The following is a 14,402-nucleotide window of genomic DNA, read 5'->3' on the forward strand; positions in this document are numbered from 1 at the left end:
CGCGTAGGCGGGCAGACCGCCAGACAGTCCGGGCCATCGCCATACAGAGAGCAGAGAGGCCTCGGAAACCGTCATGCCACCCGGTCCGGGCGCCGTAGCCTTCAAGGTCCCTCCATCAACACCCTGCCTCCAGGCGTCCACACCTTAGACTGACCGCATGTTGCTGACCGTGATCGTGCTGGACTCCGTGGGCGCAGGCGAACTGCCCGACGCGGAGGCGTTCGGGGACGTGGGGTCCCACACCATCAACCACACCCTGGAAGCCGCTCCCGTGGCCCTGCCCAATCTGGCGCGGCTGGGACTGGGGCATATCCCCACCATCCAGACCTCGCCCGAAACTGTCCCGGATGTGCCCGCCGGGGGCGGCTACGGGCGGCTGCGCGAGGTCAGCCCCGGCAAGGACACCTCCACCGGGCACTGGGAGTTCATGGGCGTGCAACTCGAACACGCCTTCCAGATCTTCCCCGACGGTTTCCCGACTGCCGTGATGGAGCCGTTCGACGCTGCCACCGGCCACGGCCACCTGTGCAACAAGCCCTACAGCGGCACGGAAGTGATCCGCGACTACGGCAGGGAACACCTGGAGACCGGCGACCCCATCGTGTACACCAGCGGCGACAGCGTGTTCCAGATTGCTGCGCACGAGGACGTGGTGCCGCTGGAAACGCTGTACGAATGGTGCGAGGCTGCCCGCGCGCTGCTTCACGGTGAATTCGCCGTGGCCCGCGTGATCGCCCGACCCTTCCGGGGCGAGTGGCCCTTCGAGCGTGCGGGCGAACACCGCCGCGACTTCAGCCTGACGCCGCCGCCTACGGTGCTGGACGCCGCCAAGGACGCGGGCAGGGCTGTGATCGGCATCGGCAAGATTCCCGACATCTACGCCCACCAGGGCTTCACCGAGGAGATTCACACCGACAGCAACGCCGACGGCATCCGCAAGACCATCGAGCGCATGCGGCAGGCGGGCCAGGACGGCACCGATGGGCTGATCTACACCAATCTGGTGGACTTCGATTCCAAGTACGGCCACCGCCGCGATCCGGCGGGTTACAGCCACTGTCTGGCCGAGTTCGACGCTGCCCTGCCCGAGATCATGGCCAGCGTGCCGGAGGACGGGGCGCTGATCATCATCAGCGATCACGGCAACGACCCCACCTGGCACGGCACCGATCACACGCGGGAGCATGGGCTGCTGCTGGTCTACCGGCCTGGGATGAACGGCGTCAATCTGGGCGAGCGCTCCACCTTCGCCGATATCGGCGCCACCACGACTGAGGCGCTGGGCGTGAAGTGGACGGGGCCGGGTGAGAGCTTCTGGCAAGCCCTGAAGTAACCGAAGGCCACCCCTTCCCCCGTCAGGAGGCCGACGCCTTCAACCTCACCCTGACACTGGGCGGGCGCTACGCCGGGGAGCAGGCGTGGACGATCAGCCCGGAGCGCGGCGCGGTGGTGGTGCGCGTGCAGACCGATTTCGGCGGCGTGCTGCCGGATCTGCGCCGGGTGCAGACCAGCCGCCTCGATCCCCACACGCTGACCAGTCTGGGTTACGCGGAGGGTGACGGACGGGGCCGCGCCGCTTTCGAGACCACCTTTGACCGCCGCACTGGCCTGGTCACGCTGCGCCAGGGCAAGGACGAGGCCACGGCGCCCCTGACCACCGAGTACCACGACCCGGTGGGATTGCTGATGTGGCTGCGGGCCCGCGCGGCGGCCCAGGACGGTGGCCCTGAACGCTCCTACGCGCACTTGACCGGCGGACGCGTGTTGATTCAGCGCCTGCCCGACAGCCGGATCGGGGACTCGGACGTCCACGGCTACTACCTGCGCCCCGGCAACGCCTACGTGTACGTGGAACGCGGGGCCCCGCACCGCCTGATCCGTCTGATCCAGCCCACCGATTTCGGCACCGTCGAGGCCAGTGCGCAGGCCGCCCCCCGTCGGCCAGCCACGAACGAGCGGCGGCGGCGACGGGGCCGCGATTAAAACGCAGTTCTGATGGTCCCCGCTGCCTCCAGAGAGGGAGGCGAGCGCAACCGGCCTTCAGCGTTTAGACCCTCCACCCTTTTGACTCTTCAAAGGAGTCCCCATGCAAGTTCTCGAAGGCCCTGACGCCCGCGCCGCCCTGACCCGCAGTTTCAATGAAATCCCCGTGCCAGACAGTGTGCTGGCCCGTATCGAGGGCATGTTCGGCGAGCCACTGACCCCGCAGCAAGTCGTCGAACGCATCCTGGCCGACGTGCGCGGGCGGGGCGACGAGGCCCTGCGCGACTGGACCGAGCGGCTGGACGGCTCGCGCCCGGAGGCGCTGGCCGTTAGTACCGACGAGATTGAGGCGGCCACGGTGGCGCCTGAACTTCACGGCGCCATCCGGCTTGCCATTGCCCGCGTCCGGGACTTCTATAAGCAGCAGCCCGCGCACGGTTTCCTGAACCACGGGCCGGACGGCGCGCTGGGGCAACTGGTGCGCCCGCTGGGCCGGGTGGGCGTGTATGTGCCCGGCGGCCTCGCGCCGCTGATCAGCACGCTGATCCACACGGCGGTTCCTGCGCAGGTGGCGGGCGTGCCGGACATCGTGGTGGCGACGCCGCCGGGACGGGACGGACAGATCAATCCGGCCATTCTGGTGGCCGCGCACGAGCTGGGCATCACGCAGGTCTACCGGGTGGGCGGCGCGCAGGCCATCGGGGCGCTCGCCTACGGCACCCGGAGCATCGGGGCGGTGGACAAGATCGCCGGGCCGGGCAACCTCTTCGTGGTGATTGCCAAGCGTCTGGTCTACGGTCAGACCGGAATCGAGAGCCTGCCCGGGCCGACGGAAACGCTGGTGCTGGCCGACGACAGCGCCGACGCCCGCCATGTCGCTGCCGATCTGCTGGCGCAGGCCGAGCATCTGGGCGCGGAGCCGGTGCTGGTCTCGGTCAGCCGGGAGCTGCTGATCCGGGTGCAGGCCGAGTTGAACGGCCAGCTGGAGGCCCTGCCCGAACCCAACCGGAGCTGGGCGCGCGACAGTGTCTCGGCGCGCATGAAAGTGGTGCTGGCGGCCGATCTGGAGGAGGGCCTGGAGTTGTCCAACCTGTACGCCCCCGAACACCTGTGTCTGCTGACCCGCGACCCATGGAGCCTGCTGGGCCGGGTGCAGCGGGCGGGCGGCGTCTTTATCGGTGAATACAGCATGGAGGCGCTCGGGGATTACGTCGCTGGTCCCAGCCACGTGATGCCCACGGGCGGCACCGCCCGCTTTGCCAGCCCGGTCAACGTGCGCGACTTCCAGAACATCATCAGCGTGGTGGGCGTGAACGAGGCCACCCTGCGCCGCATCGGACCAGCCGGGGCCGCCCTGGCGCGGGCCGAGGGACTGGAGGCGCACGCACGGGCGATTGAGAGTCGGCTGGGACAGGACTAACGGTCAGCGCTGCCGTGTGGCAGCAATCTGAGGGGTTCAGCTTCAGCCTGACGAATGCCGTCCGCATCGGCAATCCAGGTCAGGCCATCGTTAAAGCGGGCCTCGATGCGGTATTCGGCACTGGACGCAATGGATAAGCGGCACGCCTCGACTTTCAAGAGCTGGGGCGGCCTGATGTCCTCGAAGCGCGGGCTGTCGCAGTCGTCCGACAGGGCGGTCTCGCGGTCCCGCAGATACGCCACATTCAGGGCCGCCCGCACGTCTGCCAGATACGTGTGGGCCTCGGTCCACTGGGGGGGCTGCGGCGTGGCCTCCGGCGCAGCCCGAACCTCCATCCGGCTCTGAACGGGCTGACAACCACAAAGGAGTGCGGCGATCAGCAGCGTGGCGAATCTCACGTCAGTCGCGGCCCACCAGCAGGTGGTACAGCACGCTCATGCGAATGGCCTGCCCATTTTCCACCTGTTGCAGGATGCGGCTCCTCGCGCCGTCTGCCGCCTCGCCGCTGATTTCCAGATCGCGGTTCATGGGGCCGGGGTGCAGGACGATGGCGCCGCTCTCGGCCTCGGCCATCAACCCTTCGTTGACCTGATACACGTCGGCGTATTCCTGCAGGCTGCCCAGGAACCCGCCACTCATGCGCTCCTTTTGCAGGCGCAGGGCCATGACCGCGTGAGCGCCGCGCACCGCTTCCTGCGGATCGCTGGTCAGCGTCACGCCCGGCAGCGCGGCCAGATCGGCGGGCAGCAGGGTGGCCGGGCCGCACAGTACGACCTCGGCCCCCAGTTTGGGCAGCAGTTCGGCGTTGCTCCGCGCCACGCGGCTGTGGCGAATGTCGCCGATAATCGCCACCCGCTTGCCCGTCAGGCTGCCAAATTCCTGGCGGACCGTGTAGGCGTCCAGCAGCGCCTGGGTTGGGTGGGCGCGGCGGCCATCCCCGGCGTTGATCACTGGCTTGCCGCTGTAGCGCGCCACCAGATGCCCGGCCCCGGCGGCGTGGTGGCGCACGATGTAGGCGTCCACCTTGTAGGCGGTCAGCACCTCCACGGTGTCGCGCAGCGATTCGCCCTTGCTGACGCTGCTGTTCCCGGCTGCAAAAGTCAGCACGTCGGCACTCATGCGGCGGGCGGCCAGCTCGAAGGAGGTGCGGGTGCGCGTGGAGTTCTCGAAAAAGGCGTTGCAGACGGTCAGTCCCTGCAGCGCAGGCACCTTCTTCACGGGCCGGTCCAGCACCTGCAACATGGTGTCGGCGTTGTCCAGAATGGCCGAGAGGCGTTCCGGGGACCAGTCCTGAAAGTCCAGCAGGTGCCGGGGCCGGGGGGTCCGGGCGGAGGCTGGGGCGCTCACTTCAACTCCGCCTTCAGGTCCGTCAGGTCCCACAGTTCCACACTGTCCATGCCGCCGTCGGTTTCATGCAGCTTGACCTTGACCACCTCGCTGCTGGCGGTGGGAAGGTTCTTGCCCACGTAGTCGGCGCGGATCGGCAGTTCGCGGTGGCCCCGGTCCACCAGAACGGCCAGCTGGATTCCGGCGGGGCGGCCCAGATCAATCAGCGCGTCTAGCGCGGCCCGCACAGTGCGTCCGGTGTACAGCACGTCGTCCACCAGCACCACGCGGCGCTGCGAGATGTCGAAGGGCACCTGCGTCTCGCGGATGATCGGCTGGTGGGCCACCTCGCTCAGATCGTCGCGGTACAGGGTGATGTCGAGCATCCCCGTGGGCACGTCCACGCCCTCCAGTTCGGACAGCTTGGCGGCCAGCCGGGTCGCCAGCGGAATGCCGCGCGTGTGGATGCCGATCAGGGCCAGCTTGTCCGCACCCTTATTGCGTTCCACGATCTCGTGGGCGATGCGGGTGAGGGCGCGGCGCGTCTCATCGTCGCTGAGGATGATGGCCTTGGGACCACTCATACGGCCAAACCCCACACAAAAAAATCGCCACTCAGCGCGTGCCGAGGGCCTGTTGCGAACATGATCATTGCGAACTCCTTCTCCTGCCTCACGGGGCGGGCGCAGCCTCACAGGACTGCCGAGAGAGGGGCGAAGCCAGAGCCGTTTCTCTGCCGCCCAGGAGTGTAGCAGGTCGCCGCAGCAATCTGAACAGAAATTCAAGGCGCACTAAACTTGACAACACTCGGCTCAGATTTTAGGATACGGAACAGATGGGTCCGGGTGGATGGTTCCACCCCCGCCCTCACTCAAAGGAGGTTTTGACATGATGCGATTCGATCCCTTCCGCGACATTGAAGAACTGACCCAGCGCATGGACCGCGCCTTTGGCCAGGGCATGAGCGGCAATGTCCGCCTCGCCCCGCCCGTGGACGTTCACGAGGACGAGCAGGGGCTGGAACTGACTCTGGATCTGCCCGGCGTGAAGCCAGAGGACATCCAGATTGAGGCCGAGAGCCAGACCCTGACCGTGCAGGCCGAGCGCAAATACAACCGCACGGAGGGGCGCACGGCCCACCGCGTCGAGCGTGCCTACGGCACCCTAGTGCGGACTTTCAGCGTGCCCGCCAAGTACGATCTGGGCAAGGTACAGGCGGACTTCGACCACGGCACCCTGACCCTCAGCGTGCCCCGCAGCGAGGCTGCCCAGAAGCGCAGCATCAGCGTCCGCAGCGGCGGCCAGGACACCCAGTCCAACGGTTCCAGAACGCTGGACGCCGTACAGAGTGGCGGACAGAACGACCAGAAGCGCGACGCCATCACGGACGGGGCAGCCGACATGACGGCCCATAAGGGCCAGTCGAGTGCCCAGAAAGGCAAAGCACAGAGCGCCTGAGCCGGGATTATAGGAGCAGAGGCAAGGCCGGGATTTATCTGTCCCGGCCTTGCCTCTGCCCTTGTGTGTTCTCTACTCGCCGTCTCTTACGGCTTCCAGCAGTTCCTCAACCAGATTCAGCGCAGCGGGACCGAGGGGGGCGCGGGTCACGCCCAGCAAGGTGCCCAGCTTCTCGCGGCGGGCGCTCGACAGGCTGGCCCAGCGGGCCAGATCGGGGCGGTGGGCACGGGCGGTCTCGTCGCGCAGGTAACGCAGCGCCCCATCGTAGTAGCCCGCCGTGTAGGCGGTGCGGGCGCGGCGCTCCTGTGCCAGCAGCCCCAGCCCGCGCGTGGCGAGCAATGCCCGCCGCGCCTCCTCCTGACCGCCGAAAGCGTAGAGCTGTTCCAGTCGGTAGATCGCCTTGGGGAAACGCAGGCCCGCCGCTGCGCGCCACGCATGGGGCAGCCGGACCTCGAATTCGGGCCACAGGTGCAGGTGGGTCAGCAGGGCCGGGTACAGCAGGTTCAAGGACAGTTCACGGGCGTCGGCCAGGGCCAGCAGTTGTTCCTGCACGCCGTGGCCCGGCCCGGTGTGGGCGGCACGGGCGGCGGTCAAGCCCTCCGCGGCCAGATTCAGCAGTTCGGCACGGTAGGCGGCCCGTTGTGAGGCGCTCAAGTTCCACAGGGTCCGCTGGATACGCCCGTAGTTTCCGGTGGGGTCATACAGCACCCGGCCCGTCGCCAGCAGAGCCAGGGGAGCCTCGGCGCGGGCGACGTCCCAGTCGCGCCACGCTTCGAGCTTCTCGAAAGGAAAACGCTCCACACTCACGCCGGCGCGCGTCTCGGGCTGCGGCGAGAGCAGGTCACGCTCGAAGGTCACGAAGGTGGGCTGGCTGCCCACCCAGGCCAGTTCGGTGCCGTAACTGCCCGCCTGCGCCACCGCCCGCACCTTGCGGTCCGCCACCAGCCGTTCACCCACCCGCTCGGGCGACTGGCGCTCGGGCGGGTGACGGTCCGTGTGTTTGGCTGATTCAGATGACGGCACGGCTTCTTCCCCTCCTCTCAGACCCAACATAACGGGCCAGCGCAGAAGTCTAGCGCGTGCCAGGCAACGTGACCGTCCGACGGCCCAGGCAGGCGCTGCTGGCACTGGCCAGACTGAGCTTTTCTTTAAATGTGGCTGCCGGAAGCGATCACGGTCTGCGCGCCCGTCACGCGCTCGCCCACGCTGACCTGCGGGGTCAGTTCGGCAGGAACGTGCACCACCACAAGGCCGCCCTCGGCCAGGAAGGCGGCCTTGTGCCCCGCACTGGCGCTGTCTCCCGGCTTGAGGTAGGAGGTGGCCTGCAGCCCCGCGCCAGGGGCCACCAGGGTCACCGCGACCTGGCCTACCTCACCCTTGATCTCGGCGCTCAGACGCTCGTTTTCCAGCGTGCCGCGTCCGGCCAGCAGGTCGGTGGGCTGTCCGGCCAGCATGGAGAGCGCCTCGACCGGGCCGAGCAGCGCAGCGTTGCTGCGGCTGCCGATGTGCTGCACGTCCGTGACCTGACCGCTCACTGGCTGATACACGTAATGGACGTCCAGCGGCCCGACGAAGATGCCCATCAGCCAGCCGTTCTGCACCGCCGCACCCAGCAGGTCCTCGACCTTCAGGGCGGCGTTCAGCGCGTCGCTCTGGACCTTGCCGCCCTCAGTGCGCCGCACGAAACTGACCACGCCATCGGCGGGACTGATCACCGCGCCCGGCTGGGTCGGCGGTACGCGCACCGGATCGCGGAATCGGTAAACGCTCCGCAAGTACCACGCGGCGGTTCCAGCGGCAATCGGGAGAAGCAGACGGCGCAGACGCATGGGGGCAGTCTAGCGGGCTGGACCCCATGCGCAGCTTCAGTGTTTGGTGGGAGTGGGCCAGACTTCAGCGCAGACGAACCCATGTGTCCTGTTTTCGCCGCTGGCACCTGTCTGGTGCTCCCTTATCACACCATTCCCGCAAAAGCTCCCAGCCATGGGGGCCAACTTTCAAAGTCCCGTCAGCCCCAGCCGCTAGACTCCGGGGGTGCGCCGTCTCTTTCCTCTCTCTGCCCTGCTGCTCCCCGCCGCGTTGCTGAACAGCGCCGCCAGCGCTGCGCCGCTGCGTCTGGAATTCTGGCATGCCATGACCGGCGTGCAGGGCACGGTGAGCGACTATGCGGCGGCCTTTAACAAAGCCCAGAGCGCCTACGAGATCGTGCCGGTGGCGCAGGGCAACTACCGCGAAATGCAGCCCAAACTGGACGCGGCCATCAGGGCCGGAAAACCCCCGGCGCTGGCCCAGGTGGAGTTTACGCAATTTCCGACACTGGCGGCGGATGGGCAGTTGCTGGACCTGGGACAGGCGGTGGCCGCTTTGCCGGACAGCCTGACCGGCGATTTTTACCCGGCGGTGTGGAAATCGGGCCAGTTTGGCGGCAAGACCTACGGCTTGCCGTGGAATATCAGCGTGCCGGTGCTGATGTACAACGCCGGAGCGCTGAAAAAGGCTGGGATCAAGGCCCCTGACACCTGGACCGAACTGGAAGCCGCCGCCGCCAGACTCGCAGGTGGATCCAGACGCCCGCTGGTGGCGCTGGCCGATGCCTGGACCTTCGAGGCCAATGTGCTGTCGCGCGGGGGCGCGCTGGTGGACGGCACAAAACCGTCCCTGAACAGCCCGGACGCTGTGGAAGCCCTGACCCAGCTGGCCCGCATGAGCGCCGCGAAAACCGCCCAGCCCCGCACCCTGAACGACGCCACCCGGGCCGCCTTCGATTTTGCGCGCGGTCAGAACGTGTTTGCCCTCGCCAGTGTCGCCAACTGGACCGACGCGCGCAAGCTGCCGTTTTTTGACCTGGGCATCGCCCCCTTTCCCTGCGAGAAGCCAGGCGCCTGCACCGTGCCGTTGGGCGGAGCCACCCTGAGCGTTCCGCGCGGCAACAGTGCGGCGGCCCAGGCGGGCGCGCTGGCCTTCTGGCAATTTCTAAACGAGCCGACGCGGCTGGCAAACTGGGTGCAGACCACCGCCTACGCGCCACCCCGCCGCGCGGTGACACCCCTGCTGGAGGCCTGGTATGCCAAGAACCCACAACTGCGCGCCGCCCACGCCCAGTTGAGCCGCGCCGTACCGCGTCCCGCCGTCCCCGCCTACGCGGGCTGGACCCGGCTGCTGGAAGACGCGATCAACGGGGCCACCAACGGCAAGCTGAGTGCCAGGGCCGCCCTGGACGAGGCCCAGCGGCAAGCACTAAAGTAACGCCCCGCCTTTGGGCGCCCGCTACACTACAGCTCGATGAGCGTCCTGTATCTGCTGCTGACCCTGGCCTTCGCAGGCGTGTTGCTGGTCCTGCTGGCCCGTCCGGCGGCCCGCGCAGGTATCGTGTGGGGACTGGCGGCTCTGCTCCCGTTGCTGGCGGCCATGACCGGGGCACTGAGCGTGCAGGCGCGCTCGGCACGAACGCTGGCGGCTTATCCTGCCGCTCCCGTTACGCTGACCATCTCGGACGGGATTTTCAAGCGGGCGGTGGTCCTGGACTTCATGGACGCCGCCTGCGTGGAACGCGCCGTACGTCTGCGTTCAGAGGCAATTCTGACCACTCCCGGCGGCCCGCTGCGGCTGGGCGCAGAGAGTCAGGTGGAGGGCGCCCTGCCTCCCCAGTCGGTGGTAGAGGCGCTGACGTTGCGCGGCGAACTGAATTGCCCGAACCTCAAAGCGGTGCAAGGCGACAAAAAATAGATTGATGTCAGCTGAGACGGCTGCTGGTGACCTTGCAGCTTGAATCGCGGAACCCTTACAGCAGTCGCCCGTCGTCTCCCGGATCAGGTGTCGCCACGGGCACACCGCGCGCGTTCAGGGCCTCGCGCAGCATGGGAATGTTTTTAAGGGCATGGCCTTTGGTGGTGTTCTCGAAAAACACGTACAGCTCAGACAGGTCCTCGGCCACCAGCGCGATCTTCTCGGCCCATTCATCCATCTCGGCACGGTTATACAGGTAGTCGTGGCGTTCGGCTGCACTTTTGCCCTCCCACCAGCTGCCCTCATTGCGCCCGTGCAGACGCAGATAACCCACGTCCCCGGTGACGTGCACCTGCGGCTCAGGCATCCCGCCCACAGGTGGGTAATCCGGGCTAACCCAAATCAGGCCGAACTCGCCCATACCCTCCCGGACCTCGGGCTTGTCCCAGCTGGCATGGCGCAGTTCCACGGCCAGCTCGTGCCCGGCGAAGCGCTCAGCGAGTGCCAGCAGGTACTTGCGGTTGTCGGCGGTCCGGTGAAACGAGTACGGAAACTGCGCCAGATACGGCCCCATCAGCCCCGCGTCGCGGAGCGGTGCAGGGCTCTGGAGCATTCGGTCATAGTCGGCGTCTGCAGGGGCGCGGTCATGGGTAAAGACCCGGTGCAGCTTGACGGCAAAGCGGGTGCGCCCGCCCGACTTGCGGGCCATACCCTCGAAAGCTTTCAGGCCAGGGATAGCGTAGAACGAGCTGTTCAGCTCCACCGCATCGAAATGACGGGCGTAGGCGTCCAGATAAGCGTCCTTCTTGACGCCCTCGTAGATCAGGCCAGGGGCCGTCCAGTCGTCATTGCTGTAGCCGCCACAGCCGAGATATACGCGCATGGGTTCAGGGTACGGCGCAGATCCACTATGGGGCGCGGGGATAAAGGTGGGTTCAAGACAGAAGCAAAACGAAAACGTGCGGCAACGTCGGGTTTTCCCTGCTCACGCCAGTCAGTACAGGCGAGGATGCCGGTTCAGGTTGGTCCAGAACGCCTGAATGGTTTGCATCGCCTCGCTGAACTGGGTAAAGTCCAGCGGCTTGATCACGTAAGCACTTGCGCCGTGCGCGTAGGAGTCGCGGATGTCGCGGTCCTCGCCGCTGGTGGTCAGCATCACCACCGGGATATCGCGCAGATCCTGATCGGCCCGGATAGCGTCCAGCACGGCCAGACCGTCCATCTGCGGCATCTTGAGATCCAGCAGGATCAGGTCCGGCAGGGGCTTGCTGTTCCGGGCGGCGCAGCGCAGGAGCCCTAAAGCCTCCTGGCCGCCACCAGCCACGGTGACCTCGGCCTGGGATTCGCCCACTTTTCCGTCGCCGATGGCAGACAGGGCCAGTTCCAGATCATTTGGATTGTCATCCACTAGCAGAATTCGGTGCGTGTTCACGGCGTTCTCCAGAACAGTGGGCGGGCCGGAAAATCGTTATTCCCGCCAGAACGGGAACAATCAACGGTGGCTGGCGCAGCCTGAGGGAGCCACCTGACACCCCCAGCTTAGCATGAAGGATGAAGGATTCTTAAAGTTTTCAGGACTTCATGAAGGACACCCAAAAGTGATATTTTCCGCAAATCGCCGCATTGACAACTTCTCAACTAAATTACAATGATGAGGAAGCTCTCATCCGAGCTAACTAGTGTACTAGAGACGCGGTGGCGTCTTGACCTTCGCGAGAGCGGCAAGCAACGGCGTGCAGAGTCTGCCCTATGTCCTAGTCCCCACTGCTGAGCCGGTCAGGGGACGCCGCGTACCCCTGTAGATGCCACGCCGCTGGGGGCAACGCCCTCGCGTAAACTCTGGACATGTTGAGCAAGCGCATCATTCCCTGTCTGGACGTGCAGAATGGCCGGGTGGTCAAGAACGTCCGTTTTTTCGAGGACCACCGTGATGCAGGCGATCCGCTGGTGCTGGCACAGGCATATGAGCAGCAGCAGGCTGATGAACTGGTCTTTTACGACATCACCGCAACCCATGAGGGCCGTGGCCTGATGCTGGACGTGGCTGCGCGGGTGGCCGAGCAGGTCATGATGCCCCTGACGGTGGGCGGCGGCGTCAACGCCCTTGCAGACTTCCGGCAGTTGCTGATGGCCGGGGCAGACAAGATCAGCGTCAACAGCGGTGCGCTGACCCGCCCGGAACTGATCCGCGAGGCGAGTGACCACCATGGCGCGCAGTGCGTGATGCTCTCCATCGACGCCAAACGCCGGGCGGACGGGACAGGCTGGAATGTCTTCCGCGGGGGTGGGCGGGTCGACACCGGGCTGGATCTGCTGGAATGGGCCGTACGCGGGCAGACGCTGGGGGCGGGCGAGATCTGCCTGAACATCATGGACGCCGACGGGACCCGGGCGGGCTTCGATCTGGAGGCCACCCGCACCGTGGCCCGGGCCGTGGACCTGCCGGTGATCGCGTCAGGCGGTGCCGGACAGCTCTCGGACTTCTACAACGTTCTGACTACCGGCGGAGCCGACGCGGCCCTGGCGGCCAGTGTTTTTCACTTTGGGGAACTGACGGTGCCTCAGGTCAAGGCGTACCTGCACGGACACGGCGTGGCGGTGCGGCCAGAGTGGCAGGACACGGCGATTCCAGCAGCCGTACTGGAAGGTGGAGCCAGATGAGCGCAGAACAACAGACCTTGGACCTCTCAGCCCTGAAATTCGGAGCGGACGGCCTGATTCCGGTGGTCACGCAGGATGCACGGACCGGCGTGGTGCTGATGCAAGCTTACGCGGACCGGGAAGCCGTGGAGCGCACTCTGCAGACCCGCGAGGCCACGTACTACAGCCGTTCACGCGGCGAGCAGTGGATCAAGGGCAAAACAAGCGGCCATACCCAGCGCGTGTTGGGAGTGTCCCTTGACTGCGACGGCGACAGCGTGCTTTACCGCGTGGAGCAGACCGGGGCGGCCTGTCACACCGGGGACTATTCCTGCTTCCATACGCCGCTGCTGGAAGAACAGTCTTCCAAGACTGGCCTGGACGGCACACTGGAACGCGTTTATGCCACTATTTCGGAGCGCCTTGCCACGCTGCCGGAGGGCAGTTACGTGGCCCGCCTGCACGCGGGGGGCCTGGACCGGGTCTTAAAGAAGATCAGCGAGGAGAGCGGTGAGGTGCTGTTGGCTGCCAAGAACAATGACCGGGTCGAGCTGGCGACCGAGGTGGCCGATCTCCTGTTCCACACCCTGTTTGCAATGGCCGAGGTGGGCGTCTCGCCCGGCGACGTGGCTGCCGTCCTGCAGGGGCGCGAGGGCCGAAGTGGCCTGAAGGGGCCGAAAGAGGCAGGCTGAAGACACAGTGAGGGAAGAATGAAGCCCTCCTCTGATCCAAACGCGCGCCGACCGCATATGGCTGTTCAGGAGCGCGTGTCCACCTGGGGAGGCACGCGTTCCACTTTTGTTGCCATTCTGCAATTCTGGCCATGATGCCACTTCCGGAAGGCAACGCCACAGACATGCTCCACTGGGACAAGGGTGAGTGGCGGGCCTGGGCCCGCGGTCAGAGGGAACAACTGCCCGATCACTCGGCGGCGATCTCAGCGCAGCTTCTGGCCTTCTTGCACGGCGAGGGCGTACGGCGCGTGCTGGCTTACCGCGCTCTACCCGGCGAACCTGATGTTTCGGCGCTGGCCCACGACTTTGAATTGCTGGCCCCACGCGCCCGCTTCCGCCCCTCCCCCAGGCTGACGCTTCATCCCTGGGACACGGCCACCGAGCCCAGCCGCTTTGGGGCGCTCCAGCCGCCTGCCAACGCTCCTGAAGTGCCACTGGGCGATGTGGACGCCGTGTTGTTGCCCGGCCTCGCCTTCGACACGCAGGGCGTCCGTCTGGGCTACGGGGGCGGTTTCTATGACCGCCTTCTCCCCTCCTTTCAGGGGTTGACGATAGGCGTGATTGCCAGTGCGTTGATTGTGCCGGGGCTACCCGCCGAAAACCATGACTGTCCAGTGACGTGGCTGGCAACGGAGGGCGGTCTCAGGCGCACAAAATCCTGAACTTCACGAACCGCATTCCGGATGTGGGATCCGGGTCAGCGGATTGCCCAGGTCAATCTCGAAGAAAAGGAAGCCTTCCTGTCCAGCGTCGTCGGAACGGTAACCCATGGCCCAGTAGGCTGCGCCTGCCTCACCTGCGTTGGCGTACCAGAAGATATAACGCAGGGGCCGCCGCCCCCAGTCCTCGACCGCTTCCATCAGCAGCTGGGCCACGCCCCGTCGCCTCCACCCTGGAGACACATACAGATCATCCAGCTTGGCTGTGCGGTGCGCGTCGCCGGAACGCAGGTGCGGCCCGTAGTCGTGCAGCACAGCGTAACTAATGTCTTCGTTTCCTCGACAAAAACGGTATAGGCTGGACCGCCACAGAAATCCAGAAAACGGTCTTCCAGCGCCGCCTCGTCTTCTACAAAACCCATATCGAGCAGCATGGGGCGCAGAGCGGGAAAGTCA

The 14,402-nt window shown here is 66.2% G+C and carries 17 protein-coding genes; 9 read left to right on the top strand and 8 right to left on the bottom strand.

The genetic code is table 11. From position 1 onward, the window contains the following. Positions 1-157 precede the first annotated feature (157 nt). The 3 genes from HNQ08_RS16460 (at position 158) to hisD (ending at position 3,403) form a co-directional block, all read left to right on the top strand. On the top strand, positions 158-1,333 hold the full coding sequence (locus HNQ08_RS16460) for a phosphopentomutase (RefSeq protein WP_184134461.1): 1,176 nt from the start codon (positions 158-160) through the stop codon (positions 1,331-1,333). 125 nt (positions 1,334-1,458) lie between these two features. After that, a complete protein-coding gene (locus tag HNQ08_RS16465; RefSeq protein ID WP_342355704.1) occupies positions 1,459-1,983 on the top strand; it encodes a hypothetical protein in 525 nt (174 codons plus the stop codon). A gap of 103 nt (positions 1,984-2,086) precedes the next feature. After that, on the top strand, positions 2,087-3,403 hold the full coding sequence (gene hisD, locus HNQ08_RS16470) for a histidinol dehydrogenase (RefSeq protein WP_184134464.1): 1,317 nt from the start codon (positions 2,087-2,089) through the stop codon (positions 3,401-3,403). Here the strand turns inward: hisD and HNQ08_RS16475 are convergent. The 3 genes from HNQ08_RS16475 to pyrR are packed head-to-tail and all read right to left on the bottom strand — an operon-like array spanning position 3,400 to position 5,313. After that, positions 3,400-3,801 carry a hypothetical protein gene (locus HNQ08_RS16475; RefSeq protein ID WP_184134467.1) on the bottom strand — a complete coding sequence of 134 codons (402 nt, stop codon included), beginning with the start codon at positions 3,799-3,801 and terminating at the stop codon, positions 3,400-3,402. The genes hisD and HNQ08_RS16475 overlap by 4 nt on opposite strands. A gap of 1 nt (position 3,802) precedes the next feature. Beyond that, positions 3,803-4,750, bottom strand: a complete 948-nt coding sequence (locus tag HNQ08_RS16480) for an aspartate carbamoyltransferase catalytic subunit (RefSeq protein ID WP_184134469.1) — start codon at positions 4,748-4,750, stop codon at positions 3,803-3,805. After that, positions 4,747-5,313: a bifunctional pyr operon transcriptional regulator/uracil phosphoribosyltransferase PyrR gene (pyrR, locus tag HNQ08_RS16485; RefSeq protein ID WP_184134472.1), complete on the bottom strand. Its 567-nt coding sequence runs from the start codon at positions 5,311-5,313 to the stop codon at positions 4,747-4,749. The genes HNQ08_RS16480 and pyrR overlap by 4 nt, the downstream gene beginning before the upstream one ends. A 304-nt stretch (positions 5,314-5,617) precedes the next feature. Here pyrR and HNQ08_RS16490 point away from each other — a divergent pair, with 304 nt between their 5' ends. Then, positions 5,618-6,187 (top strand): Hsp20/alpha crystallin family protein, encoded by a 570-nt coding sequence (locus tag HNQ08_RS16490; RefSeq protein ID WP_184134474.1) that lies wholly within the window; start codon positions 5,618-5,620, stop codon positions 6,185-6,187. A gap of 72 nt (positions 6,188-6,259) precedes the next feature. Here HNQ08_RS16490 and HNQ08_RS16495 read toward each other — a convergent pair whose 3' ends face one another. Both HNQ08_RS16495 and HNQ08_RS16500 read right to left on the bottom strand, forming a co-directional pair. After that, the gene (locus tag HNQ08_RS16495; protein WP_425321356.1) at positions 6,260-7,240 is read right to left on the bottom strand and encodes a hypothetical protein; all 981 of its coding nucleotides are present in this window, start codon (positions 7,238-7,240) and stop codon (positions 6,260-6,262) included. 95 nt (positions 7,241-7,335) lie between these two features. Then, positions 7,336-8,016, bottom strand: coding sequence for a phosphatidylserine decarboxylase (locus tag HNQ08_RS16500; RefSeq protein ID WP_184134479.1), 681 nt, complete (start codon positions 8,014-8,016; stop codon positions 7,336-7,338). Positions 8,017-8,221: 205 nt separating this feature from the next. Here HNQ08_RS16500 and HNQ08_RS16505 point away from each other — a divergent pair, with 205 nt between their 5' ends. Both HNQ08_RS16505 and HNQ08_RS16510 read left to right on the top strand, forming a co-directional pair. Continuing rightward, complete coding sequence (locus tag HNQ08_RS16505) at positions 8,222-9,433, top strand: ABC transporter substrate-binding protein (protein ID WP_229790147.1); 1,212 nt, start codon at positions 8,222-8,224, stop codon at positions 9,431-9,433. A gap of 36 nt (positions 9,434-9,469) precedes the next feature. Then, positions 9,470-9,913: a hypothetical protein gene (locus HNQ08_RS16510; RefSeq protein ID WP_184134482.1), complete on the top strand. Its 444-nt coding sequence runs from the start codon at positions 9,470-9,472 to the stop codon at positions 9,911-9,913. Positions 9,914-9,968: 55 nt separating this feature from the next. On the opposite strand, the gene HNQ08_RS16515 is transcribed toward HNQ08_RS16510, so the two are convergent. Further along, on the bottom strand, positions 9,969-10,796 hold the full coding sequence (locus tag HNQ08_RS16515; protein ID WP_184134484.1) for a DUF72 domain-containing protein: 828 nt from the start codon (positions 10,794-10,796) through the stop codon (positions 9,969-9,971). A gap of 111 nt (positions 10,797-10,907) precedes the next feature. Next, on the bottom strand, positions 10,908-11,345 hold the full coding sequence (locus tag HNQ08_RS16520; RefSeq protein ID WP_184134487.1) for a response regulator: 438 nt from the start codon (positions 11,343-11,345) through the stop codon (positions 10,908-10,910). A 413-nt stretch (positions 11,346-11,758) separates the two neighbouring features. On the opposite strand from HNQ08_RS16520, the gene hisF reads away from it, so the two are divergent. The 3 genes from hisF to HNQ08_RS16535 all read left to right on the top strand — a co-directional run bounded on the left by hisF (position 11,759) and on the right by HNQ08_RS16535 (position 13,949). Further along, entirely contained in the window at positions 11,759-12,574 is an 816-nt protein-coding gene (gene hisF, locus HNQ08_RS16525; RefSeq protein ID WP_184134489.1) for an imidazole glycerol phosphate synthase subunit HisF, read from the top strand. Beyond that, positions 12,571-13,245, top strand: coding sequence for a bifunctional phosphoribosyl-AMP cyclohydrolase/phosphoribosyl-ATP diphosphatase HisIE (hisIE, locus tag HNQ08_RS16530; protein WP_184134491.1), 675 nt, complete (start codon positions 12,571-12,573; stop codon positions 13,243-13,245). The genes hisF and hisIE overlap by 4 nt, the downstream gene beginning before the upstream one ends. Positions 13,246-13,376: 131 nt before the next feature. Beyond that, positions 13,377-13,949, top strand: a complete 573-nt coding sequence (locus HNQ08_RS16535) for a 5-formyltetrahydrofolate cyclo-ligase (RefSeq protein WP_229790146.1) — start codon at positions 13,377-13,379, stop codon at positions 13,947-13,949. 3 nt (positions 13,950-13,952) lie between these two features. On the opposite strand, the gene HNQ08_RS16540 is transcribed toward HNQ08_RS16535, so the two are convergent. Next, positions 13,953-14,261 (bottom strand): GNAT family N-acetyltransferase, encoded by a 309-nt coding sequence (locus HNQ08_RS16540; RefSeq protein ID WP_229790145.1) that lies wholly within the window; start codon positions 14,259-14,261, stop codon positions 13,953-13,955. Between the last annotated feature and the right edge of the window lie 141 nt (positions 14,262-14,402).

The sequence above is a fragment of the Deinococcus humi genome (genome assembly GCF_014201875.1).
GTDB classification, from domain to species: Bacteria; Deinococcota; Deinococci; order Deinococcales; family Deinococcaceae; genus Deinococcus; species Deinococcus humi.